Source organism: Pyrococcus yayanosii CH1 (assembly GCF_000215995.1).
Classification (GTDB): domain Archaea; phylum Methanobacteriota_B; class Thermococci; order Thermococcales; family Thermococcaceae; genus Pyrococcus; species Pyrococcus yayanosii.
This window is the reverse complement of the sequence record NC_015680.1, coordinates 344,057-365,954: the sequence shown is the minus strand read 5'-3', so window position 1 is coordinate 365,954 and position 21,898 is coordinate 344,057. Positions and strand designations below refer to the sequence as shown.

The 21,898-nt window shown below is 53.8% G+C and carries 27 protein-coding genes and 1 tRNA gene; 15 read left to right on the top strand and 13 right to left on the bottom strand.

Going from position 1 to position 21,898, the window contains the following annotated elements; translation table 11 throughout:
* The first annotated feature begins 23 nt into the window (after positions 1 to 23).
* Together PYCH_RS02175 and PYCH_RS02170 are read left to right on the top strand one after the other, a co-directional pair.
* A complete protein-coding gene (locus PYCH_RS02175) occupies positions 24 to 1,391 on the top strand; it encodes an MATE family efflux transporter (protein WP_013905190.1) in 1,368 nt (455 codons plus the stop codon).
* Entirely contained in the window at positions 1,388 to 2,800 is a 1,413-nt protein-coding gene (locus PYCH_RS02170; RefSeq protein WP_013905189.1) for an MATE family efflux transporter, read from the top strand. The genes PYCH_RS02175 and PYCH_RS02170 overlap by 4 nt, the downstream gene beginning before the upstream one ends.
* A 26-nt stretch (positions 2,801 to 2,826) precedes the next feature.
* On the opposite strand, the gene PYCH_RS02165 is transcribed toward PYCH_RS02170, so the two are convergent.
* Positions 2,827 to 2,903: transfer RNA gene (locus PYCH_RS02165), tRNA-Ala, on the bottom strand.
* 97 nt (positions 2,904 to 3,000) lie between these two features.
* On the opposite strand from PYCH_RS02165, the gene PYCH_RS02160 reads away from it, so the two are divergent.
* The 3 genes from PYCH_RS02160 to PYCH_RS02150 are packed head-to-tail and all read left to right on the top strand — an operon-like array spanning position 3,001 to position 5,377.
* Positions 3,001 to 3,384, top strand: coding sequence for a hypothetical protein (locus tag PYCH_RS02160; RefSeq protein ID WP_048058160.1), 384 nt, complete (start codon positions 3,001 to 3,003; stop codon positions 3,382 to 3,384).
* A 25-nt stretch (positions 3,385 to 3,409) separates the two neighbouring features.
* On the top strand, positions 3,410 to 4,282 hold the full coding sequence (locus PYCH_RS02155; RefSeq protein ID WP_148236180.1) for a hypothetical protein: 873 nt from the start codon (positions 3,410 to 3,412) through the stop codon (positions 4,280 to 4,282).
* 27 nt (positions 4,283 to 4,309) lie between these two features.
* Positions 4,310 to 5,377 carry a DUF512 domain-containing protein gene (locus tag PYCH_RS02150; RefSeq protein ID WP_013905186.1) on the top strand — a complete coding sequence of 356 codons (1,068 nt, stop codon included), beginning with the start codon at positions 4,310 to 4,312 and terminating at the stop codon, positions 5,375 to 5,377.
* 19 nt (positions 5,378 to 5,396) lie between these two features.
* Here PYCH_RS02150 and PYCH_RS02145 read toward each other — a convergent pair whose 3' ends face one another.
* Complete coding sequence (locus tag PYCH_RS02145) at positions 5,397 to 6,314, bottom strand: double zinc ribbon domain-containing protein (RefSeq protein WP_013905185.1); 918 nt, start codon at positions 6,312 to 6,314, stop codon at positions 5,397 to 5,399.
* Between the two features lie 87 nt (positions 6,315 to 6,401).
* Positions 6,402 to 6,794: a 30S ribosomal protein S8e gene (locus tag PYCH_RS02140; protein WP_013905184.1), complete on the bottom strand. Its 393-nt coding sequence runs from the start codon at positions 6,792 to 6,794 to the stop codon at positions 6,402 to 6,404.
* 113 nt (positions 6,795 to 6,907) lie between these two features.
* Here PYCH_RS02140 and PYCH_RS02135 point away from each other — a divergent pair, with 113 nt between their 5' ends.
* The gene (locus PYCH_RS02135) at positions 6,908 to 7,663 is read left to right on the top strand and encodes a Nif3-like dinuclear metal center hexameric protein (RefSeq protein ID WP_013905183.1); all 756 of its coding nucleotides are present in this window, start codon (positions 6,908 to 6,910) and stop codon (positions 7,661 to 7,663) included.
* Here the strand turns inward: PYCH_RS02135 and PYCH_RS02130 are convergent.
* The 7 genes from PYCH_RS02130 to truA form a co-directional block, all read right to left on the bottom strand.
* Entirely contained in the window at positions 7,650 to 8,054 is a 405-nt protein-coding gene (locus tag PYCH_RS02130) for a hypothetical protein (protein ID WP_013905182.1), read from the bottom strand. The two genes, PYCH_RS02135 and PYCH_RS02130, sit on opposite strands and share 14 nt — an antisense overlap.
* Complete coding sequence (gene dph2, locus PYCH_RS02125) at positions 8,011 to 9,051, bottom strand: diphthamide biosynthesis enzyme Dph2 (protein ID WP_013905181.1); 1,041 nt, start codon at positions 9,049 to 9,051, stop codon at positions 8,011 to 8,013. The genes PYCH_RS02130 and dph2 overlap by 44 nt, the downstream gene beginning before the upstream one ends.
* A 4-nt stretch (positions 9,052 to 9,055) precedes the next feature.
* A complete protein-coding gene (locus PYCH_RS02120) occupies positions 9,056 to 9,718 on the bottom strand; it encodes a DUF2334 domain-containing protein (RefSeq protein WP_013905180.1) in 663 nt (220 codons plus the stop codon).
* On the bottom strand, positions 9,719 to 9,940 hold the full coding sequence (locus PYCH_RS02115; protein WP_013905179.1) for a TRAM domain-containing protein: 222 nt from the start codon (positions 9,938 to 9,940) through the stop codon (positions 9,719 to 9,721).
* Positions 9,941 to 10,041: 101 nt separating this feature from the next.
* On the bottom strand, positions 10,042 to 10,245 hold the full coding sequence (locus PYCH_RS02110) for a MoaD/ThiS family protein (protein WP_013905178.1): 204 nt from the start codon (positions 10,243 to 10,245) through the stop codon (positions 10,042 to 10,044).
* A 66-nt stretch (positions 10,246 to 10,311) separates the two neighbouring features.
* Positions 10,312 to 10,779: a hypothetical protein gene (locus tag PYCH_RS02105; RefSeq protein WP_013905177.1), complete on the bottom strand. Its 468-nt coding sequence runs from the start codon at positions 10,777 to 10,779 to the stop codon at positions 10,312 to 10,314.
* A 30-nt stretch (positions 10,780 to 10,809) separates the two neighbouring features.
* The gene (truA, locus tag PYCH_RS02100) at positions 10,810 to 11,610 is read right to left on the bottom strand and encodes a tRNA pseudouridine(38-40) synthase TruA (RefSeq protein WP_013905176.1); all 801 of its coding nucleotides are present in this window, start codon (positions 11,608 to 11,610) and stop codon (positions 10,810 to 10,812) included.
* A 67-nt stretch (positions 11,611 to 11,677) separates the two neighbouring features.
* Here truA and PYCH_RS02095 point away from each other — a divergent pair, with 67 nt between their 5' ends.
* On the top strand, positions 11,678 to 12,181 hold the full coding sequence (locus PYCH_RS02095) for a hypothetical protein (protein ID WP_048058344.1): 504 nt from the start codon (positions 11,678 to 11,680) through the stop codon (positions 12,179 to 12,181).
* Positions 12,182 to 12,191: 10 nt separating this feature from the next.
* Positions 12,192 to 12,581, top strand: coding sequence for a methyltransferase RsmF C-terminal domain-like protein (locus PYCH_RS02090; protein ID WP_013905174.1), 390 nt, complete (start codon positions 12,192 to 12,194; stop codon positions 12,579 to 12,581).
* A 7-nt stretch (positions 12,582 to 12,588) separates the two neighbouring features.
* Here PYCH_RS02090 and PYCH_RS02085 read toward each other — a convergent pair whose 3' ends face one another.
* Entirely contained in the window at positions 12,589 to 12,978 is a 390-nt protein-coding gene (locus PYCH_RS02085; RefSeq protein WP_013905173.1) for a PaaI family thioesterase, read from the bottom strand.
* Between the two features lie 67 nt (positions 12,979 to 13,045).
* Between PYCH_RS02085 and PYCH_RS02080 the strand changes: the two genes are divergently transcribed.
* The 5 genes from PYCH_RS02080 (at position 13,046) to PYCH_RS02060 (ending at position 17,529) form a co-directional block, all read left to right on the top strand.
* A complete protein-coding gene (locus tag PYCH_RS02080; RefSeq protein ID WP_013905172.1) occupies positions 13,046 to 13,390 on the top strand; it encodes a CidA/LrgA family protein in 345 nt (114 codons plus the stop codon).
* Complete coding sequence (locus PYCH_RS02075; protein WP_013905171.1) at positions 13,383 to 14,063, top strand: CidB/LrgB family autolysis modulator; 681 nt, start codon at positions 13,383 to 13,385, stop codon at positions 14,061 to 14,063. Before PYCH_RS02080 ends, PYCH_RS02075 begins: the two co-directional genes overlap by 8 nt.
* A 36-nt stretch (positions 14,064 to 14,099) precedes the next feature.
* Entirely contained in the window at positions 14,100 to 15,539 is a 1,440-nt protein-coding gene (locus tag PYCH_RS02070) for an RtcB family protein (protein ID WP_013905170.1), read from the top strand.
* Positions 15,540 to 15,630: 91 nt separating this feature from the next.
* Positions 15,631 to 16,701: an S-methyl-5-thioribose-1-phosphate isomerase gene (gene mtnA / locus PYCH_RS02065; protein WP_013905169.1), complete on the top strand. Its 1,071-nt coding sequence runs from the start codon at positions 15,631 to 15,633 to the stop codon at positions 16,699 to 16,701.
* An 84-nt stretch (positions 16,702 to 16,785) separates the two neighbouring features.
* Positions 16,786 to 17,529: a hypothetical protein gene (locus tag PYCH_RS02060; RefSeq protein ID WP_013905168.1), complete on the top strand. Its 744-nt coding sequence runs from the start codon at positions 16,786 to 16,788 to the stop codon at positions 17,527 to 17,529.
* On the opposite strand, the gene PYCH_RS02055 is transcribed toward PYCH_RS02060, so the two are convergent.
* Positions 17,519 to 19,396, bottom strand: a complete 1,878-nt coding sequence (locus tag PYCH_RS02055; RefSeq protein WP_013905167.1) for a threonine--tRNA ligase — start codon at positions 19,394 to 19,396, stop codon at positions 17,519 to 17,521. The two genes, PYCH_RS02060 and PYCH_RS02055, sit on opposite strands and share 11 nt — an antisense overlap.
* Positions 19,397 to 19,524: 128 nt before the next feature.
* Here PYCH_RS02055 and PYCH_RS02050 point away from each other — a divergent pair, with 128 nt between their 5' ends.
* Together PYCH_RS02050 and aspS are read left to right on the top strand one after the other, a co-directional pair.
* Entirely contained in the window at positions 19,525 to 20,037 is a 513-nt protein-coding gene (locus PYCH_RS02050) for a KH domain-containing protein (protein WP_013905166.1), read from the top strand.
* A 48-nt stretch (positions 20,038 to 20,085) separates the two neighbouring features.
* Positions 20,086 to 21,402 (top strand): aspartate--tRNA(Asn) ligase, encoded by a 1,317-nt coding sequence (gene aspS / locus PYCH_RS02045; RefSeq protein WP_013905165.1) that lies wholly within the window; start codon positions 20,086 to 20,088, stop codon positions 21,400 to 21,402.
* On the opposite strand, the gene PYCH_RS02040 is transcribed toward aspS, so the two are convergent.
* Entirely contained in the window at positions 21,403 to 21,867 is a 465-nt protein-coding gene (locus PYCH_RS02040) for a hypothetical protein (protein WP_013905164.1), read from the bottom strand.
* Positions 21,868 to 21,898 lie beyond the last annotated feature (31 nt).

Genomic DNA, 21,898 nt, shown 5'->3' with positions numbered 1-21,898 from the left:
TTTCGATTGGCGTTTGAGTAGTCATGAGGCAGGACAGGATAGACGCTATGAGGTACGAAATAGTCGAGGGGCATATCGAAAGGACGCTAATCCGGTTAGCTTGGCCCCTCATAATCAACAACATGGTTCAGGTCTTATACAATCTCACGGACACCTTCTGGCTGGGTAAGCTTGGCAAAGAGCAGCTTTCGGCTCCGGGGACAGCTTGGCCTCTCGTATGGTTCATTATGAGCCTAGGAATGGGGTTTGCCACTGCGGGATTCGCCTTCGTGAGCCAGTACATAGGAGCCCAGGAGTACGAAAAGGCCAACAAGGCCGCTGGAGCCCTTTATTCTCTCATGCTTATATTTTCCATCGCCGTGGCGGTTATCGGCGTTCTTATAACTCCTTTCGCCATGAAGTTTATGAACGTGACCTCCGAGGTCTACCCTTACGCAGTTAACTACACGCGCGTGATATTCCTCGGTATTCCATTCTCCTTCACGTTATTCGCCTTCAATTTTCTCCTGAGAGCCGTTGGAGACACGAAAACGCCGGTAAAGATTAACATATTCACGGTCTTCCTTAACATAATCCTCGACCCGATATTTATATTCGGCTGGTTTGGCTTCCCAAAGCTTGGAGTCGTTGGCGCTGCCGTGGCCACAATGCTCTCTAACACCGTAGGCTCGCTTATAGGCGGCTACCTGCTCTTTACGGGAAAGGTCGGGATCCACATTACCTCCGAAACGCTCATGCCCGACATTGAGCTCTACTTTAAGATGTTCCGCGTTGGTCTTCCGGCGAGCGTAGGGGGTTCCACGGATGCCTTCGGCTTCGTCGTGCTCACGAGGATAATCTACACCTACGGGACGGTCGCCTTTGCCACGTACAGCATCACGAATAGGCTCACGAACTTCATGTTCGCCTTTGCCAATGGAATAAGCCAGGCTATGGGAACGATGATCGGCCAGAACGTCGGTGCAGAGAGGTACGAGAGAGCCAAGAAGATAGCGGAGAGAGCTATGCTCATCAACTTAATAATCCTCGGACTTGGCACGGCAATCATCGTCATCTTCCGCGCCCAGATATTCTCGTTCTTCATAAAGGATGAGGCCATACTCGCGGAGAGCGTCAAGGTTGTCCGTTACTTCTCAGCCTCCCTACCTTTCTTCGGGATATTCAGTGCCGTCACGAACGTCTTCCAGAGCTCTGGGCATACGAAGAAGAGTATGATACTTGGCATGCTCAGGCTGTGGGGCTTGAGAATACCCCTCAGCTACAGCCTTGGAAAGGTTATGGGAGACAGCACAGGCGTGTGGATTGGAATGGGACTGAGCAACGTCATCTCAGCCCTTATCGGTTTCGCGTGGTTCTTGAGGGGCAGTTGGATGAGGAGGATAGTGGAATGAAGAGTGATAAAATCCGGAGGATGCGCGAGGAGATAGTGAGCGGCCCCATAGAGAGAACGCTATTAAAGTTGGCCTATCCTCTAATAGCCAGCAACCTCGTCCAGGTTCTATACAACATGGCGGACACCTTCTGGCTTGGAAAACTGGGAAGAGAAGCCCTAGCAGCCCCTGGGACGACGTGGCCCGTGATAGGGACACTGATGCATTTTGGCACGGGCTTCGCTATGGCAGGTTTCGCCTTTGTTGGCCAGTACGTCGGGGCCGAGAAATACGAGAGGGCAAACCGGGCCGCCGGTGCCCTCTACTCCCTCATGCTAATCTTTTCGATGATGACGGCAATAATAAGCCTCCTGGTACTCCCTTACGCCCTCAGCTTTATGCGGGTTACTCCTAACGTCCTTCCCTACGCCAAGACGTACGCGACGATAATATTCATCGGCGTTCCTTTTTCCTTCACCTTTATGGCCTTCAATGCCCTCATGAGGGCAACGGGAGATACCAAGACGCCCGTGAAGATAAGCATGTTCACGGTCTTCCTTAACATAATCCTCGACCCGATATTCATATTCTCCCTCGGAATGGGAGTTGCGGGAGCGGCCCTTGCCACCGTCTTCTCCAACGCCGTTGGGGCCGTCATAGGGGCCTACCTAATGATGACAGGCAGGGTAGGTCTCAGGATAACGAGGGAGAACATGAGACCTGATTGGTCATTTTACGGGAGGATATTCAGGGTGGGCCTTCCCTCCAGCATAGGGGACTCCGCAAACTCATTCGGTTTCGTCGTGCTCACAAGGATAATCTACGGTTTTGGTGATGTCACGTACGCGGCTTATGTCATAACGACACGCCTCGTGAACTTCATAACAAGCATAGCAAGGGGCATAAGCATGGCAATGGGTGCCATGGTGGCCCAGAACGTCGGTGCAGAGAGGTACGAGAGGGCCAAGAAGATAGCAGAGAGGACTATGCTCATCAACTTCGGAATCGCCAGCTTTGCCGTTTTGACGATCGGCTTCTTCAGGGTGCCAATATTCAAGGTCTTTCTCGACGATCCGGCCGTGATAGCGGAGAGCGAGATTGTCCTAAAGTACTTCCTTATCTCGGTCCCCTTCTTCAACGGCATCTTCGTCGTTGTGAGGCGGGTCTTCAGTTCTGCGGGGCACACAAAGAAAAGTATGTTGCTTGGCATACTCCGACTCTGGGGCCTCAGGATTCCTCTGAGCTACGCATTCGGCTACATACCGGCGGTAACAATACTCGGTTTTACAATGCCCCTAGGCGAGCTTTTCGGGATGACGAGCAGAGGTGTCTTCTTTGGAATGGGTATGAGCAACTTCCTCGCGGCTCTAGTCGGATTGGCATGGTTCCTGCGTGGGAGCTGGATGAAGAGGATAATAGAGGAGGATTAAGTGGAATGAAGTCTCGAGAATTGGTGTGGTGGACCGGGCGGGATTTGAACCCGCGGCCTCCGCCTTGCGAGGGCGGCGCTCTCCCAGGCTGAGCTACCGGCCCACCCGTCATGTTATAGGGGTCTGCCCGGTTTTAAAAGCTTTTGGTCCGGAAGGCTTATTTAGATAACCTGCCAAGTAAAAAGGGTGATACACCCGTGATGGGAGTAGTGCTAGCAGGCCTTGGTATATTGGCAATAATAGTGTTCTTGGTTGCCCTCTTCATAGCGGGGCTCTTTATGTACCTGGGAGCCAAGCTGGCGGGAATAGAAAAGGCCAGTATAGGCAAGGGCATGTTGGCGGTCCTCGCCGGTAGCATCCTAGGGGTAATCGTTGGCTTTATATTCGGCATGATTCCGATTCTTGGAATGATACTAGGACCTCTCATGGCGTTTATAGCATACGTGTGGGTCGTGAAGGCCATCTTTAGCACCGGGTGGCTGAAGGCATTCATAGCAACCATACTAGCAATCGTGATAGAAATTGTGACATTCTTCTTGCTAGGGGCTCTCTTAGGAGCCGGCTTATGGGCATTAGCTTTTTAAAGAGGTTTCTTTTTCCAAATTTTTGGTGATTTGGATGGGTGCTCTAAAGGCATTTGGTGACGCTGTGAATTTTACCCTTAGAAATCCCAGGCTCGCGCTAATTCCCCTTTTGATAGCCCTAATCCTCGCACCTATGTCTGCCTACATTCAGAGGGATATCGAACCCTTTTCCCCGATGGAGCGCGGGAAGGAGATTGAGGGGATAATAATTGAGGAACACGGTGCCACCGGAGAGATGGGCTTAGAAAATCTTTGGCCTCTTCTCTTCCTTCTCCTCCTCTCCCTTCTCCTCAACTCCGCCGCCCAGTATTCGGTAATCTACGGAGCACTGAGGGCAGGGGAGGGTAAAGATGTCCCTCTCTCGGAGCTCTTCGTGAAGGGCTTGGAGCACATCGTTCAAGTGTTCGGAATAAACGTCCTAACGACCATCATTGTTGCCGCGGCGGCTATAGCTGCTGGCCTCCCCTTCCTGATGCTTGTGATTGGGGGTGCGTTCGTCAACTCCAACTCCCTCATGCTTGCCGGTGTCATCCTCCTGCTAATAGTGGAGGTTATTATCTTGCCCTTCCTCGTCGGAGCCAGCTCTATGACGGTCCCAGCCTACGTGGTCAAGGGCTCGTTCGGTAGCTTCATAGATGGCTTTGCTGTGGCCTGGAAGAACAAGCTTTCCTCGATGGGCTTTGGCGCCCTCCTTCTCATATTCATAATGGCCATTGTAATAGCCCCAGCTGCCATCGTCGCAATAATTCTTCTGGCCTCCCAGGGGCTTACCGCAAGGATCGTCGCCGCCCTTATTCAGGCACCGTTTCAGGCGGTTGCCCAGACCTTTGCCTCGGTGGCCGGTCTCTTCCTTTACCTGGAGCTGAAGGAGGAACTGGAAAGGGCTGACAACCTTTAAAACCCCCTTCCCCTCTAACCCCCCAACATGTATGAGCTCACTGAGGACCTGAAGCTCAGGAGGATAACAAAGTACGAGCTTGACGGGGTGGAAGAGAGAGAGGACCTGCTCGTAATACCACCGTCCTCCAAGGCAGGCCCCTGCGGCAATGCCTGCGTCTTCTGCTACCTCCTCCAGAACCCACCAGCAATGATATACCGCGTTGCAAGACACGACACGCTCAACGATCCCCACCTCGAGGCTCGGATAAGGTATGCGAGGGAGCACTACGACCTCTGGATTAGAGTTACTGACACGGCCGGCAACGTTCGCTTCGACGAGAGGAGGATAGAAAGCCTATACTCGGCTGGTCTTGACGAGATTCAGATATCCGTGCACACAACGAAAAAAGATGTTAGGATAAAGCTCATGAGGAACCGGCACGCCGGAAAGCTCATAGACCTACTCTCTACAGCTACGAAGCATTTCAGGGTTATAGCTGACATAATCCTGACGCCCGGCTACAACGTGGACGATATAGGAGAGATAATCGAGGATCTCGACGCTATGGGCGTTCACGAGGTTCGCCTATTTCCCGTCGGTGTAACGAAGTTCAATAGGGATGTCAGGCCACTAATGAGAGATGAGCTTCTCTACGTTAAGGAAACAGCCCTACAGAAGGATAAGGAGCTTGACATAGAGGTTGTCCTCCCACCAATATTCCTCGCACTTCTTGGAGAGTTCACAACCGGCCTTGAGCCCTTCGACGTTGAGCCCGAGTTCCCCACCTATGTTCTCACTGGAGAGCTGGCCTACCCTGAAATGAAGCGCCTCTTCCCGAAGCTTAGCGTCATCCCGGTTAAGAATGAGTTCTTCGGGGGCAACATAGGAACTGCGGGACTTTTGACTGGTGCGGACGTACTGAGAACCGTGAGAGAGCTTCCAGATGTTGATCTCGGCCTCCTACTCCTTCCTGAGCTGATGTTTTACGGTGAGATGACGCTCGACGGCTGGAGGAGGGACCAGCTGTTCACGAAGATACTCACGGAGAAGGGCTACATCGTGGAAACTGCGCTGGAGCCTCAAGATATTCCAAAAATACTTGAAAAACTGTGAATTCAGATAACTTTAGCCATCAGGGTTCTTTCTCCGCATCAACGCCACAGTACGGACAGAAATCGAGATACAGTGGCTTCATAGCACCGCAGTTTTCGCATTTTTCTTTCAGCCTTGTCCCGCAGTTGGGGCAGTAGAGATAGTCGTCCTTAACGGGGAATCCACAGCGGTAGCACCTGTTCTGCCATATCCTGCGCCTGTAAACCCTCTCAGGCCTGAAGTACTCCTTTCTAAGGTAGTAGAGTGCCACGGCTGAAGCCCCTGCTCCAAAGAGGCTCAGTCCTATCACCTGAACCGTGCTCCAGATCACTGAGAGGATCAGGTAGACGAGCAACAGCGAAGAGTATGCTATCAAAGATGTTGTATAAATGTTCCTACGCTTTCTGAAGAGCAGGAAAGAAGCTATGAAAATCGGCAGGGCGAAAAGAAGCTTCAGCGCCAGGACTTTGAGCCTATAAAGCTGATACTCTCGATTGTACTCCTCCCAGGCTCTTGCACTCAGCTCGTTTATACGCGCGTTGAGCTCCGCCAGCTGTTGGCTGACTTCCTCATAAGCGCTTTTAGCTGCCAGATACTTTGCGTATGCCCTTTCATAGTTTTCTTTTGCCTGAAGGTATTCCCGCTTTAGCACCTCAGTAGCGTTGCCGCTTTCTATGGCAAGGCGATATTCCTCGCGCTTGAATAGGTAGACCCTTTCCGCCTCAGTTAGATTATCCTTGAACTTTTGATACGTCCTCAATAGTTCCCGCTCAAGAACCATTAATCTGCTCTGGTTATCGCGGAGTTCATCTACACCGTATTTGGCCTCATAGTAGGAGTAGCTCGGTCTTGCAGGAATGCCATCAAGCTCACGGAGAAAGTTGATGCTCGCCAGAAGGAGGAACACAACAAATAGCGTTGCAAAGAGTTTTTCGGCTCGGGAATACTCACTTTCCATTTTGATTCATCAATTACAAATCTGCCATAAGATTATATAAGGGTTTGGAACGCCGAACCGCACGAATTCAAAGTTGAAGAAGGGGAATCAGGCCTTTTCTTCCTTTATGAGGACGGCGTTGACGACGCCATCCTGACCGGGCCTGGAGGTGACCCTTGCCTTCCCTATCTCGGTCTCGATTATGGCCCCTTTGGTGATTATATTCCTCCTCGCGAACTGCCTATTGGCAGGGTTCTCTATGACCCTCAGTATTTTAACCTTCCTACCCCTGCCGTTCTCATCGAAGACGTTAGCGTATGCAGCCGCGGTAAGGCGAACCTTCCTGTTTCCGCCGTAGGTCCTGATGATCTTCCTCTGGTCCTTCTCAGCGACCCTCGTGTTAGCGGGCTCCCTACCGAGCTCCCTCTTCCTCTTCTTCCTTGCAAGGATGATCCTACCACCAGAGGGCTTCTTGAGCGACCTTCCCTGCCAAATCGCCATTCTTCTCACCTCAATATTCTCTCAACCTACCCTCGGTTCAGGTGAGTGGCTTATAAGTTTTTTCATCGGGAGGGATTTAAAGGTTCTCGCCGAGATCCGGGAGGTGGGCCCCAATGGTCAAAAGGGATGAGGTAGTGACGTTCCTCGATGAGTACCTGAACATTGCTATCTACCCTGACAAGTCTAGGAACGGCCTTCAGGTCGAGGGGAAGGAAGAAATTGACACGATTGCCTTCGCTGTCGATGCTTGCCTTGACACGATAATGAAGGCAAGGACCTTCAAGGCGGACATGCTCATCGTCCACCACGGGCTCGTCTGGGGCGGGATAGACTACGTCCGCGGGCTTATCGCAAGGAGACTTAAAGCCCTCTTAAAGGCAGACATCAATCTCTATGTAGCTCATGTGCCACTCGACGCCCACTCAGAGGTCGGCAACAACGCCCAGCTTCTCAAGCTCCTCGGCCTTGAGCCGAAGGAGGCCTTCGGGGAATATAAGGGGATTAAAATAGGCTTCATCGGGGAGTTCAAGGACCCGAAGCCTCTGCCATTAATAGCCCAGATACTCGCCGAGAAGCTACCCGTCGATTACGTCAGAAGCTACGAGTTTGGTCTCCAAGAGATAAAAAGGGTCGGGGCCATAAGTGGGGCAGGTGGCTTCGCTCTTGAAGAGGCTGCAGAGAAGGTTGACCTCTTCATAACGGGCGAGTTCACCCACGCGGATTACAGGACGGCCGAGGACCTGCGTCTAAGCGTCATAGCCGCTGGCCACTACGCCACAGAGACCTTGGGCGTGAAAGCACTTATGCCCATCCTCAGGGAGCGCTTCGGTGTTAGAACGATCTTTATAGACAGCCCTACGGGCCTCTGAAAATGTGAAGAAGCTCATCCCAGTCCACGTTCAGCTCCAGTCCCTCGATTCCCGCAATCGTCCCGAAAAGCGTCAGGAAGAACACCACGACTATGAAACTTACCAGGAAGCCAAACTCGGCCGTCAGGGCCGTGACGAAGGCCTCCCTAAATCCCAGCCTCCAGAGCAAGAGGGCGATAAGGAGGAAGATCAGGCCTAAGAAGATGTCCAGGTAGAGGGTTATGAAAGTTCCCAAGATTGTCGCGGGAATTAGAAAACGAAGAGAGGGCCTGCGGTAAGTGAATACCTCCACAGAGGTCTTCAGGAACGTGTAGTAGAGGAGGAACGCCAGCGCTAAGAGGAACAGGTCAGCGGGCACCGGGCCCGTGGACGCTTGGACCGAGGGGTTCATCTTTGTCCCTCTCCCTACCCCTTATCTCGTCGAACTTGTAATCGGTGCGAAGGCCGAGGAGAATTTCAACCTCTGGCGGAGTGAGCACGGGCTTCCTCCAATTCTCAACGTCATCTATGGGGACTCTAGGACAGGCAACCACGACGTAGGCATCAAAGGAAAAGCCTTCCAGTTTCGAGTAACTTATCTCATCCATCGCGATTAGCATCGCTTCGCGGCCGTGCTCTCTGAGGAGCCTGACTATTCTACTCGCCTCCGCCAGCCGGAGCTGTCCTTTCTTCGTGCTCACCACCACGCCAAAGCGCCTCGCATCCATGGCCTTGGCTATCTGGGCCCAGCGCTTCCTTATGAACCTCTCCGCCATCTCGTCCATCCAGAGGGCGTCGCCGCTGTAAGGATTCACGGCAAGCACCCTTTTTCCGGTTGCGAGAGCCACTCCAAGCGGATGGAATGTTCCGGCTCCGATGAAGAGGATACCGTCCCCATCCAACCTCGCGGCCGAAAAGTTGCAGCCAAGAACTTGGCCAGGCCAACTCACCCGCGAGTCTCCCCGGCCGATGACAACCTTAAAGCCAGCCTTTTCCAAGAACGCCCTTGCCCTCCGAAGCTGGTGAATGTGCTGAGCCGTCGTTACAAGAATTATCCTGCGGCCGAGCTTCTTAATCTCTCTGAGGTTTCTCTCAAGGGCCAAAACGACGTCAACGCGGGCGAAGGCGGGGATGAATATCGTGGGAACCTCAAGGGAGAGCCGCATATAGGAATGGCCGAGATGTATGAGGGCATCGCAGCCGAGCCTCTTGGCCTCTGCGTCGGCTGGGTCGCAGGCTCCGTAGTTCACCTCACCGTGGAGGATGGCCTCTATGCCCTCTCTTTCCAAGAACTCGGCGAGCTCCTCAGCCTCTCTCCTCAGGCCCTCGGGTGACTGGATTAAAACGCGCCTCGCTCCAAGCCTCCTTAGATCGCTGAGTACCTCCTCGAAGGGAACCTCATGCAACATGCCCTTAGTTGCCGGTTCTGTTATTTAGCCTTTTTGCGACCTCAACGATTTCCTCAAAGGCCTCCCAGCTTGAATCAACGGCCCTCGGATGAACGCCGACGCGGAGACAGGGAAAAGCTTGGAGGTCGCTTCTGAAGAGAGCCACGAGAACGGGCTTCAAGAAGGAGGGTGTGTACCAGGTGTACTCCCTGTATGGGCAGAATTCCCCTCCCATGTACCGCTCGGTGAGGGGTGTTAGATTGAAAGCTCCGAGGGCCTCCAGGCAGCTGGAGGTATAATCATAGTCGTAGGGGGCGAAATAGTCGGAGGTTAAGTTAACGGCTCGCAGGACTTTGAGACCCTTTTCAACGGCCTCCAGGTCGCACTCGCCAGGCCTGTGCTCGTATCCGTGAAGAACAACCCTGTACTTTCCAAGCTTCGTCGCAAAGTCCCGATGTCGCCTCAGGTCAGCAACGCCACCATGATTAGGGATTACGAAAACTAACACGTCCAAGCCGTCGAGCTCGTTGAGTATCCTCTCCACCTCAGCTTTGTAGAGAGGGCTAACATCATGGGCCTCAAAATAGATCTTAACGGAGTGCGGTTCTCCAAGGGAGCTGCCGACGAAGAGGATTAAAACAAGGGGGAGGAGCCGGTTTAAGGCCATCCTCCCCATCCAGAAGCGCATTCAGCCGATAACCTCCGCAAAGGCGAAGCGCCTCTTCACGGAGTTTATGACTATCTCAACTTCCTCCCCAACCTTCGTGTTGGGCACGAACACCACGAAGCCCTTTATTCTGGCTATGCCATCTCCGCCTTTTCCTATGCTTTCAATCCTCACTCTGTAGCGTTCTCCAACCTTAACGGGGGCCTCAAACCTTTCCCTATCTCCAAATCTTCCACCATACATTTCCAACACATCCACAGACTTTCGACGCCCCGAGAAGGGCGTCTGGGAGACTTGGGGGAAGAGGTTATAAAGATTTTGGTGTTTGGAAAGTTGGAAAAAGCTCAGCCCCCTGAGACAACGGGAATTATCTCCACGAAGTCGCCGTCCCTTACGGGAGCATCCTCAAGGGCGACTTTGCCATTCACCTTAGCGATAGCGCTCTCAGTGTTAAAGCCCACTGCTTTAAGAACGTCCCTGACGAGCATTCCCTCCCTCCACTCGATCTCCCTCTCAATGCCCCTACCGATGACCTTAACGCGAATCATAGCATCACCCCCGATGAGGAGCTGAGCCCGGCACTGAGGATGATGAGGGCCACCACTCCCGAGGGGTCAACCGAAGAACGCCCCCATTCCCTCCATCTGCTCGTCGCTGAAGCTCCTAACCTTGAACTCTGGCATCTTCTCCTTCAGGGCTTCGTATTCTTGGGAGCTTATCTCCTTGACCTCACCGTCCTTCACGTGGAAGTAGAGGACTCCGCCGTCCCTGTAGGCAATGAGGAACTCGGATGCCTCGATCTCCGATGTCCTGACCAGTATGAGGTTACCGCCCGTGTAGGGCCTCTTGCACTTAAAGGGGACGCTCGCGGAGTTCAACATAGCGTCTCCAAGGGCCATATTAGCCTTGACGCCGTTTATCTCGGTCCAGAAGGGCTTCCCCTCGAAGTCCCCCTCCACAACGATGAGGAACCTCTCGCCGTCGAGCTCGATTACTGGTGCCCCCTTCTTCCTCAGTATGGTGAAGAGCTCCTTTATTGTTTCGGCGTTCCTCAGGCTCGCCACGAGGCCTTCGACTTTCATGCAATCACCGGATTCCCATGGAAGGGGACGTTAATAAAGTTGGCGGAGGAAGTCCTCGAAGATGGCCGCCCTGACAGCCGCCGCCGAAAACCGCTCAAAGAGCTCCTTCCTCACTAATTCGACAGTGTAGGCGTCCACCTCAAACTCAACGCCCTCGTATTTTACGGCCCAGAGGACTAAGCCTTCAGGTGGGGCCGGCGGGAGCTTCCTGCTTTCCTCAAACTCGCCACGGAGCATGGCCTCAACATCCCCCAATTCTAGTTTACCCTCGCCACAGAGCCTTACGGCGGTAACAATCCTTCTAACCATCTCCCAGAGGAAACTCTCCCCTTCAATTTCTACAACCACGATTGGACCCCGCTCCTCCACGGATGCCCGGAGTATTCTTCGGACAGGGTCCCTTCCGTCAAGCCTCGCAAAGGCAGAGAAGTCGTGCTCTCCAACAAAGAGGGCGGCACATTCCCTCATCGCCCCCACGTTGAGCCCCCACCCGACGAGATAGTACCTGTAAACCTTGGACTTTGCCCAGAAGCGGGGGTGAAAGTCCTTGGGAACCTTCGCCACGCCCAGCACCCAGACATCCTCCAGCCGAGCGTTGAGAACCCTTGGTTTTACTAGATGGGCCGCATCATCTGGCACAGTGAACGCCACGACGTTGCCAAAGGCACTCACACCCTTGTCCGTCCGAGAGGCCCCCTTGAAGTCCACGGGCTCGAGGCCCACCTCTTCCAGAACCCTCAGAAGCTCGCCCTCCACAGTCCTCAGGCTAGGCTGCCTCTGAAAGCCGTGAAACTGCGTCCCGTCGTAGGCTATCCTTAGGGCAACCTTCATGCTCGTACCTCGACCTAACCCTTAATAAGGAGCTCGGCCCTACATCCATTGGGTAGCGGATATGGTTATGGGAGGAACCGTGAGCAAGGTTGTTAGGTTCGACGACGAGGAGGAGTTCCTCGAAGAGATGAAGGCCACTATGGAGGTCCTCGACGAACTCAGCATGAAGTACGGGGGTGCGAGGGTTATAGAGGGCCTCATCCTCTGGGACTCGATAGCCGTTAGAGATGATGAGGACGTCAAGGTGTTCCGCATAGGGCAGTTCCAGTTCGTGAGAGGCGCGCTGAAGCTCGATATCGAGCCCCTCATGAAGCTTGAGAGGTTTATGGACGAAATGGAGAGCAAGCGGGACGAGCTGAGCGTGGAGGATATTCGATACTTCGTCGATATAATGAACGAGGCCCTGGGGGAGGAGCGGGTTTACTACGACGCCTACGACCTCGGTCTCGACAGGAACGAGGCATATATGATAATCAACCTGAGGGCTCTTCAGTACCTCGATCATGTCGTGGATGTCGAGGATAGGGAGGCCTTCGAGTGGGCCCTCAACACGCTAATGAAGTATCTGTGAGGTGGGTCTCATGGACGTGAAGAAGCTCCTCATCGAGGGCTATGGCTACGCCCCTGACCTCATCTATGAGGTAAGAAATGACCGCGTTTACGCGTACAAAGGATGTAAATTTGGAGAGAAGGGCCATCAGGGAGTTTACTTCGGGAAGATTGAGAAGGACGGGATAAGGCTGACGATAGAGGGCGCATTCCTCGTGGGTCCTAAGGCGACAAAAAACGTGATAGAGCTAGACGATAAGAGGGCTCTCGCATGGCTTAAAGGTGAAGATGTCCCCGTGAACGTCAAAGGACGAGCCTGGGTAATATTGAAGTGGAAGGACTACTGGCTCGGCGGCGGGAGGCTCGTGGACGGCGTCGTGAAGAACTACGTGCCGAAGGAAAGGAGGTTGGTGGATAAGTGAGTAAATTTCACATCTCAAGCACGTGCTTCTCGAGGACGTAGCAGTGGAAGGTCCCCTCTAAAACCTTCTCCCCCTCCCTCCTGAAGACTTCCACCCAGACAATCTTCTTCCGACCAAGGTCCTCAACAACCTTGGCTTCTGCCACGAGCTCGTCCCCTACCTTCACCGGCCTCGTGAACCTAACCTCCGCCTTTCCAAGCACCACCGTGGGTTCATTAACGGCGAGCATGGCGGCGTAATCGGCGAGGCCGAATGTGAAACCTCCGTGAACGAGGCCCTTCTCATCAACTTTCATATCCTCTCTCGTCTTCAGCCTGACCCTTGCATAGCCCGGCTTAAGTTCAAGGGGCTCCCCAACGAACTCCCTCGACGTGAGCAGGTGTGTCCTCTGCTCCATACCATCACCATAGAAAGTTGGGGGGCAACCTTATTATCCCTTCGCCTCAACCCCTTTAGGGATGCAAATGTTCAGGGGGCTCGCTATAATATTCGGGTTTCTATTCCTCGGCCAGCTCCTCGAGGAAACTTTCAACCTCATGGCGCCGGGCAGCGTCATCGGGATGCTCTTCCTCCTCCTCGCCCTGCTAACCGGCCTCGTGAAGCTCGAGCACGTTGAAAGAGAAGCCGAGTTCCTCGTGAGGAACATGAGCATCATGTTCATACCCCCGGGCGTCGGGATAATCGCTTACGCAGGCCTGCTGAAGGGCAACATCGTTCCCGTATCCCTAGCACTCGTCGGAAGCTTTCTCCTGACGCTGTCCCTGACGGGGAAGCTTGTGGAGCTCGTGCGGGGTGGTGGCAATGCCTGAGACCTTCGGCATCTTCGCAACCCTGCTTTTATACTGGTTATTCTCGGGGCTATACGCGAGGAAGAGGAGCCCCCTTCTGAACCCTGTCCTACTCTCAATAGCGGCCATAGCAACCTTCCTCTGGATCTCTGGCATCCCTTACGAGGACTACATGGCATCGGCAAGGTTCCTTAGCTTCCTGCTCGGACCGGCCGTCGTAAGCCTAGCGGTGCCGGTTTACAAGCAGAGGCGCATCATAGCTGAATACGGAAAGGAAATAGCCGTTGGCATCGCCTTTGGCTGCCTGACGGCATTCTTCAGCGTTTACCTGATTGCGAAGGGGCTGGGGGCCGGTGAAGATATTCTAAGGAGCTTAGCTCCAAAAAGCGTCACGACCGCGATAGCCGTCGGAGTTAGCGAGAAGATAGGAGGCATCCCAGCACTGACCGCCGTCTTCGTTATTCTCACCGGGATTATGGGCAACGCCTTCGGCGTCGAGCTTATGAAATTCCTCCGCATCCGGGACAGGGTCGCGAGGGGTCTCGCGATGGGGGTTACCTCACACGGCCTTGGAACGGCCAGGATAATCCTCGATGACGAACTCTCGGGAGCTGTGAGCGGGCTGGCGATGGCCCTTAACGGTGTCCTAACGGCGGTTATTCTTCCCTACCTCCTGAGGTTACTCAACCTTTAAATATCTGCCCCATATATTAAGGCTGGGTGTGGGCCGGTGGTCCCGCTGAAAAGGATAGATAAGATAAGGTGGGAGATACCGAAGTTCGACAGGAGAATGCGTGTTCCGGGGAGGGTTTATGCTGACGAGGTTCTGCTCCAGAAGATGAAGCAGGATAGGACACTTGAGCAGGCCGCCAACGTTGCAATGCTTCCGGGCATCTACAAGTACTCCATAGTCATGCCCGACGGCCACCAGGGCTACGGCTTCCCAATAGGTGGCGTTGCGGCCTTTGACGTAAACGAGGGTGTTATAAGCCCCGGAGGAATCGGCTACGACATAAACTGCGGCGTCAGGCTCATAAGAACCAACCTTACCGAGAAGGATGTCAGGCCAAGGATTAAGGAGCTCGTCGACACGCTTTTCAAGAACGTTCCGAGCGGTCTCGGCAGCCAGGGCCGCGTCAGGCTACACTGGACCCAGCTTGACGATGTTCTTGCCGATGGAGCCAAGTGGGCAGTCGACAACGGTTACGGATGGGAGAGGGACCTGGAAAGGCTTGAGGAAGGCGGCAGAATGGAAGGAGCAGATCCGAACGCAGTGAGCCAGAGGGCAAAGCAGAGAGGTGCTCCTCAGCTCGGTTCTCTCGGCTCTGGAAACCACTTCCTCGAGGTTCAGGTCGTTGATAAGGTTTTCGACCCCGAAATAGCCAAGGCCTATGGACTCTTCGAGGGACAGGTCGTTGTCATGGTTCACACAGGATCAAGAGGTTTGGGCCACCAGGTGGCGAGCGACTACCTCAGAATAATGGAGAGGGCCGTGAGGAAATACGGTCTTCCCTGGCCCGACCGCGAGCTTGTGAGCGTTCCCTTCCAGAGCGAAGAAGGTCAGAAGTACTTCAGCGCCATGAAGGCTGCTGCCAACTTCGCCTGGGCCAACAGGCAGATGATAACACACTGGGTCAGGGAGAGCTTCCAGGAGGTCTTCAGGCAGGATCCCGAGGACATGGGAATGGAGATCGTTTACGACGTGGCCCACAACATAGGTAAGGTCGAGGAGCACGTCGTTAATGGGAAGAAAGTCAGGGTCATCGTCCACAGGAAGGGAGCCACGAGAGCCTTCCCGCCCGGCCATGAGGCCGTGCCGAAGGTATACCGCCACGTCGGCCAGCCCGTCCTCATCCCGGGAAGCATGGGAACGGCCAGCTACGTCCTAGCGGGAACGGAGGGTGCCATGGAGGAGACCTTCGGTTCCACCTGCCACGGTGCCGGGAGGGTGCTGAGCAGGAAGGCTGCCACGAGGCAGTACCGCGGCGACAGGATAAGGCAGGAGCTTCTCCAGAGGGGAATCTACGTCAGAGCTGCTAGTATGCGTGTGGTCGCCGAAGAAGCCCCGGGAGCCTACAAGAACGTGGACAACGTCGTCAAAGTTGTCAGCGAGGCCGGAATAGCGAAGCTCGTCGCCAGGATGAGGCCCATAGGCGTCGCGAAGGGATGACTTCAACTTTGCTTCTATTTCATTTTACCTTCATTTCTAGGCGGTCGCTAACCGTTATAAGGGAGGAGCAGAATTAAACTCGGTGATTCCCATGCTGAAGTATAGGCCCGAGGAGCTTACGAAGCTGCCGAGGAGCGTGGAGTACAAGGCGGGCACGGTCTACATCATCGATCAGACGAAACTACCGGCGGAGTTTAAAATTATTGCCCTAAGGACCGTTGAGGAAGTTGCTGAGGCCATAAAGACTATGAAGGTGCGCGGTGCTCCTGCCATCGGAGCGACGGCCGCCTTCGGCCTGGCCCTCTATGCAGAGACCTCGAAGGCAAAGACCAAGGAAGATTTCTTCGCCGGTTTCTACAAGGCCTACGAGACCCTCAAGAACACGAGACCCACCGCTGTGAACCTCTTTTGGGCCCTCAACAGGGTTAAGGAGCTCGCTGAGGAGCACCGGGAGGATTCACTCGACGAGATCAAACGCCTGATTGTCGAGGAGGCTCAGAGGATTGCCGATGAGGATGTAGAGGCGAACCTCAGGATGGGTCACTACGGTGCGGAAGTTCTGCCCGAGGGCAACGTTCTAACGCACTGCAACGCCGGTAGCTTGGCAACCGTCCACCTCGGCACGGTGGGGGCTGTCCTTAGGGTGATGCACAAGGAGGGGACGCTAAAACTCCTCTGGGTGGACGAAACGAGGCCGGTACTACAAGGAGCGAGGCTTTCGGCCTGGGAGTACAGCTATGACGGAATACCGCTCAAGCTCATAGCTGACAACGCAGCCGCCTTCGTAATGCAGCAGGGGAAGGTCGACGCGATAATCGTTGGAGCAGACAGGATAGTGGCCAACGGAGACTTCGCCAACAAGATAGGAACCTACATGCTAGCAGTTCTCGCGAGGGAGCACGGAATACCCTTCTTCACGGTGGCACCTCTCTCGACGATTGATATGAGCCTGAAGAGTGGTAAAGATATTCCGATAGAGGAGCGCTCACCCGAGGAGGTCCTAAGGTGCGGGGGCTGTAGGGTGGCACCAGATGTAGACGTCTACAACCCTGCCTTCGATGTAACCCCGCACAAATACCTCACGGGAATAATAACGGACAGGGGTGTAGTTTGGCCACCATTCAAAAGGAACCTCAAAAAGTTATTTGGGGAAATTTATTGACTAATTTCAATTATTTCCCAAATATTTTCCCTCTCTAGGGACAAATTTTTAAGGCGGGCTTCTCTACCCACTAGGGGGAGAGATATGGAAAAGGAGGAAGCAAACGAAGTATTGGAAGTGTTCAAAATAACCCCCGAGCCCGGCACGGTCGTCTCGATAATCCATGATACGTATTCCGCGGGGTGGCAAATATTCTTTGGTATCATAGCCGAACTTCTCGAGAAGGGCTATTTCCCCGTGATATCCAACTACAACCTTCCCCTCCCAAACCTTTTCAAACGTGCATCTGCCGTGGGCCTCAACATGCGGCGGGAGCTGGAGAACGACAAAATGGCCATAATCGACGTTTTCGGCTCCAAATACGGCCTAACTTACGACTTCAAGAATACTTACTACCTCCAGGGAGTTGACCCAGACACCCTAAACCCGAAGATCTCCATGATTTACGATATGCTAAGACCAAAGATGAAGGGAAAGGAACTCATAAGGGCCGTGTACACCCTTGGCGGTGCCGCGATGATGCTTGGGGAAGAAGAAGTGCTGAAACTCCTTAGCATTACCGTGGCCCAGAGGATAATACAATTCCCCAATTCAATTCTCCTTATGCTCATGAACAGAGACGTGCTTTCGAAGAGGTTCATAGCTTGGGTTTCAGAGATGAGCGACTACGTCATAGTGACAAGGTCGGAGTTGACAAGCGAGGGCATAATGGAAAGGCTCTACGTCGTCAAGAGCCCCAGCGAGGGATTTATGCCCTCTGCATACAGACTGCACATAGCCGAGGAGAAGACAAAGGAAAGAATAAGGGTGGAGAGGCTCAGCCCCTGAACTTAGGGCGCATGCTGAGGAGAAGGGGTAAGGGCCTTGGCTTGTATGGGAATCCCTCTGTCTGGCTCTTTATCTCCCTTATCAGCTCTTCTATCCGGGTCTCGTACTGCTTGCCGTCGCTTCTCCTCCTGACCGTTATCGTGCCGTTCTCCTTCTCCCTTTGACCCACAACAACTATGTAGGGTATCCACTCCTTCTCGGCCTTTCTTATCTTCTTGTTGAGCCTGTCGTCCTCGTCGTCAACGTCCACCCTTATCTTGGCACCCTCGAGCTTCCCGGCAATGTAAAGGGCGTAGTCAAGGTACTCCCCGCTGACGGGGATGACGCGGACCTGTATCGGACTGAGCCAGAGCGGGAACATAGGCTTCTTACCCTGAGCCATAAGGCGAGCCTGCTTCTCCAATATAGCATACATCACGCGCTCGATTGCACCGCTCGGCGAGCAGTGGAGGATTAGCGGGTGCTTCTCCTCACCATTCTCGCCATAATAGGTTATGCCGAACCTCTCGGCGTTCTCAACGTCAATCTGGACCGTGGAAAGGGCGGCGGCCTTGTCGAGGTTGTCGACGAAGTTGAACTCGAACTTGAGGATGAAGTAGAAGAACCTCTGCTTCCACATCTCGACGAGGACAGGCTTGCCGATTATCTTGACGAGCTCTACTATGAAGTTCCTGTTCTCCTTCCAGAAGTCCTCTGTGAAGCGTATGGCCACTTCATAGTCCTCCGGTGTAAGCCCAACGCCTTCAAGGACCTCCATGCTGAGCTTGAACTGCTTCTTGAACTCCTCCTTCGCTTGCTCTATGTCTTTAGCTAAGGTGTGCATATCGGGCATCGTAAAAGCCCTGAGCCTTCTAAGACCTGAAAGCTCTCCCCTCTTCTCTCTCCTAAAGGAGTAGCGGGTGAGCTCGTACATCCTGAGTGGTAGGTTCCGATAGCTTATGATTGCATCCTTCTTTATAAGGAACTGACCGAAGCAGGCCGCGAAGCGGAGGAAATACTTCTTGTCGCCACTGAGAACTATATACTGCCTTGCCGGGAAGCGGTTGAGGTATTTCTCTAAGGCTGGATGCTCAAAGTCGTACATAATCGGGGTCTCGACTTCCATAGCCCCGTACTCTATTACCTTCTCCGTGACGTACTGCTCCAGCAGGGACTTAATGAGCCTTCCCTTTGGGTAGTAACGGAGGTTTCCGGGGTCGCTTCCGGGTTCATAGTCCACAAGCTCCTGCTCAAGCATCAGCCTTACGTGCGGCGGCTCCCTTTCCGCAATCCTGTTCTTGGCTATCTCGTAGTTCACGAACTTCCTAAGGTTCTCGTGGCCGGTGAAGTCGAACTTGTCCACCTCTATGAGCTCCCCTTCTGGCGTGAGGATGTACCAGTAGCTGACGAGCTCCGTCTCCTCCTTCTTCAAAGCCTCAGGAACCTCTTCTTCTACAATCCCCTCTGGCACTATCGTCCTGCTGAGCTCGGCGAGGGGGTGACCCTTACAGGAGAGCTTGAAGGCCTTGTAATAGCCAAAGGGAGCCCTGCCCACGTTGTAGCCCGCGTTCCTGAGACCTTCCTCAACCTTTTTAAGAACCTCTAGGGCCACCGAAGGTTTCGCCAGCTCGCTACTGAGGTGGGCAAATGGGTAAACGAAGACGTTCTTGGTTTTGACCTGCTCCGCAACTTCGACTATCTCCTTAACGGCCCTAGCAACAACTTCTTCAGGATTCTTCTCGTCCACCTTCTCAACGCTTATGAAGGCTACGAGAACCTCTTCCATCCGACCCTTTTTCATTTCTTCGGGTATCGGCTCGGGCTCCTTTAGGGCCTTGTCCTTTACCTCGTACTCTATGTAGTCGCTGTGGATGAGGAGAACCCTCATGTTACCACCCCTCCAACTTTGACCGCGACCGCTTATAAGTGGTGCGGTTCCCATAAGATTTTTAAACGCCCCTCCCGAAGTGCTCTTAGCCTCCGCCTCGATTTCTTGAAAACGATGGGGGTGAGGGAATGAAGGCACCAATTTGCGAGGTCTGTCTTAAAACGGACGGGATTCTTTGTCCTGCTGACGAGAAGAAGCTCCAGGATGGTGTCATAACTGAACTGGACGTTAAAATCTCGCGCATGCTTTATAAGCTCCTCGGGGATGCTGACGTTGAGTTCAGGAAAGCCGTTGAAGCCGGTGACCTCGTGGTGCTCATAGTGGGCGAAGGCGATGTCCCCGTCGTCATAGGCAAAGGTGGAAAGAACATAAAGCTTCTCATGAGGGAACTTGGCAAGAGGGTCCGCGTTATCGAGGGCAGAGAAATTAAGGGCACCGACGACGTCAAAAAGCTTGCCACCGACCTGCTCTATCCAGCCGGCGTCTTTGGAGTGAATATAGTCTACAAGCCCGGAGGCGGCCAGTACTACAAGGTCCTCGTGCTCGGAAGGGACAAGAACAAGCTCCCTGAGAAGGCAGAGGTCCTGGAGAACATACTCACGCAGATAACCGGCATGGAGACCAAGATAGCTTTTCTTTGAACCTTTAAATTTAAAAGCATCTAGGCTCTTCTTTTCGGGGGGTTAATCATGTTGAGGACCCACTATTCAAACGAGATTACTGAAGAGCTCAACGGTCAGAGGGTTAAGGTCGCCGGCTGGGTTCACGAGATCAAGGACCTTGGTGGGATAAAGTTCCTCTGGATACGGGACAGGGAGGGCATAGTCCAAGTCACGGCCCCGAAGAAGAAGGTGAGCGAAGAAGTCTTCAAGCTCATCCCGAGGCTCGGGAGCGAGGATGTTGTGGCTGTCAAAGGCATCGTCAACTTCACGCCGAAGGCAAAGCTGGGCTTTGAGATACTCCCCGAGGAGATAATAGTTTTGAACAAGGCTGAGAAGCCCCTTCCACTTGACCCCACGGGCAAAGTCAAGGCCGAGCTCGACACGAGGCTAGACAACCGCTTCATGGACGTGAGAAGGCCCGAGGTCATGGCGATATTCAAGATACGCTCCAGTGTATTCAAAGCTGTGAGGGACTTCTTCCAGAAGGAGGGCTTCATTGAGATACACACGCCCAAGATAATCGCCACGGCCACGGAGGGAGGAACGGAGCTGTTCCCCATGAAGTACTTCGAGAGGGACGCCTTTCTGGCTCAATCTCCCCAGCTCTACAAGCAGATGATGATGGCAACCGGCCTCGACCGCGTTTACGAGATAGCGCCCATATTCAGGGCCGAGGAGCACAACACAACGAGGCACCTGAACGAGGCCTGGAGCATAGATGCAGAGGTTGCCTTCATCGAGAGTGAGGAGGATGTTATGGAGCTCCTCGAGGGGCTTGTGGCCTATACAATCGACTACGTGAGGGAGAACAACGAGAGGGAGCTGAAGACCCTTGGCTTCGAGCTTGAGGCTCCGAAGAGACCCTTCCCGCGTCTCACCTATGACAGGGCCCTTGAAATACTGATGGACCTCGGCAAGGAGATACCGTGGGGAGAGGACATAGACACCGAGGGCGAGAAGCTCCTAGGGAAGTACATGATTGAGACAGAAGAAGCTCCGCTCTACTTTATATGCAGATATCCGACCGAGGCCAAGCCCTTCTATATAATGAAGTACGAGGACAGGCCCGAGATCTGTAAGGCCTTTGATCTTGAGTACAGAGGAGTTGAGATAGCATCGGGAGGACAGAGAGAACACAGGGCTGACAAACTCGTCGAGCAGATAAAGGAGAAGGAGCTCAACCCGGAGAGCTTTGAGTTCTACCTCAGGGCCTTCCGCTACGGTATGCCACCCCATGGAGGCTTCGGGCTCGGTGCCGAGAGGCTCATAATGAGGATGCTGAATATAGGGAATATAAGGGAGGTAATCCTCTTCCCGAGGGACAGGAGGAGGCTCGTGCCATAGTCAGGAGATCTCGGTGGCGAGCCTCGACATCGCCCACGTCTTGACGTCTTCGTCAAGGATTTCTTTTATTATTCGCAGGGCCTCTTCTATCCTTCCCCTCTTTGCGAGGACGAGGGCCACTTCGGCCTTCACCTTCGAGGCCGCCGAGATGTCCTTTATCAGGGAGGCAACCTCCAGGGCATCCTCAAACTTCTCGACTTCCAGAAGGTCGAAGGCGAGGCTCATCAGGAATTTAGCCACCGAATCGCCATTAAGGGAGAAAATCGCCTCCTCGGCCTTCTTGAGGGCATCTCGGTAATCAAGGCCTCTCTTCGCCATCTCAACGGCTATCTTGGCGAGACTCTTCGCCCTCATAGAGCGGTCAGGAATCGTGGAGGCAACCTGAATCGCCGTCTCAAAATTGCCCCTCTCGATTAGCTTCAGCACCATCTCGTAGAGGCCCCGGGATTGGTACCACTCCTGCAACGGTCACACCCTAACAATTTCGGCATATAAG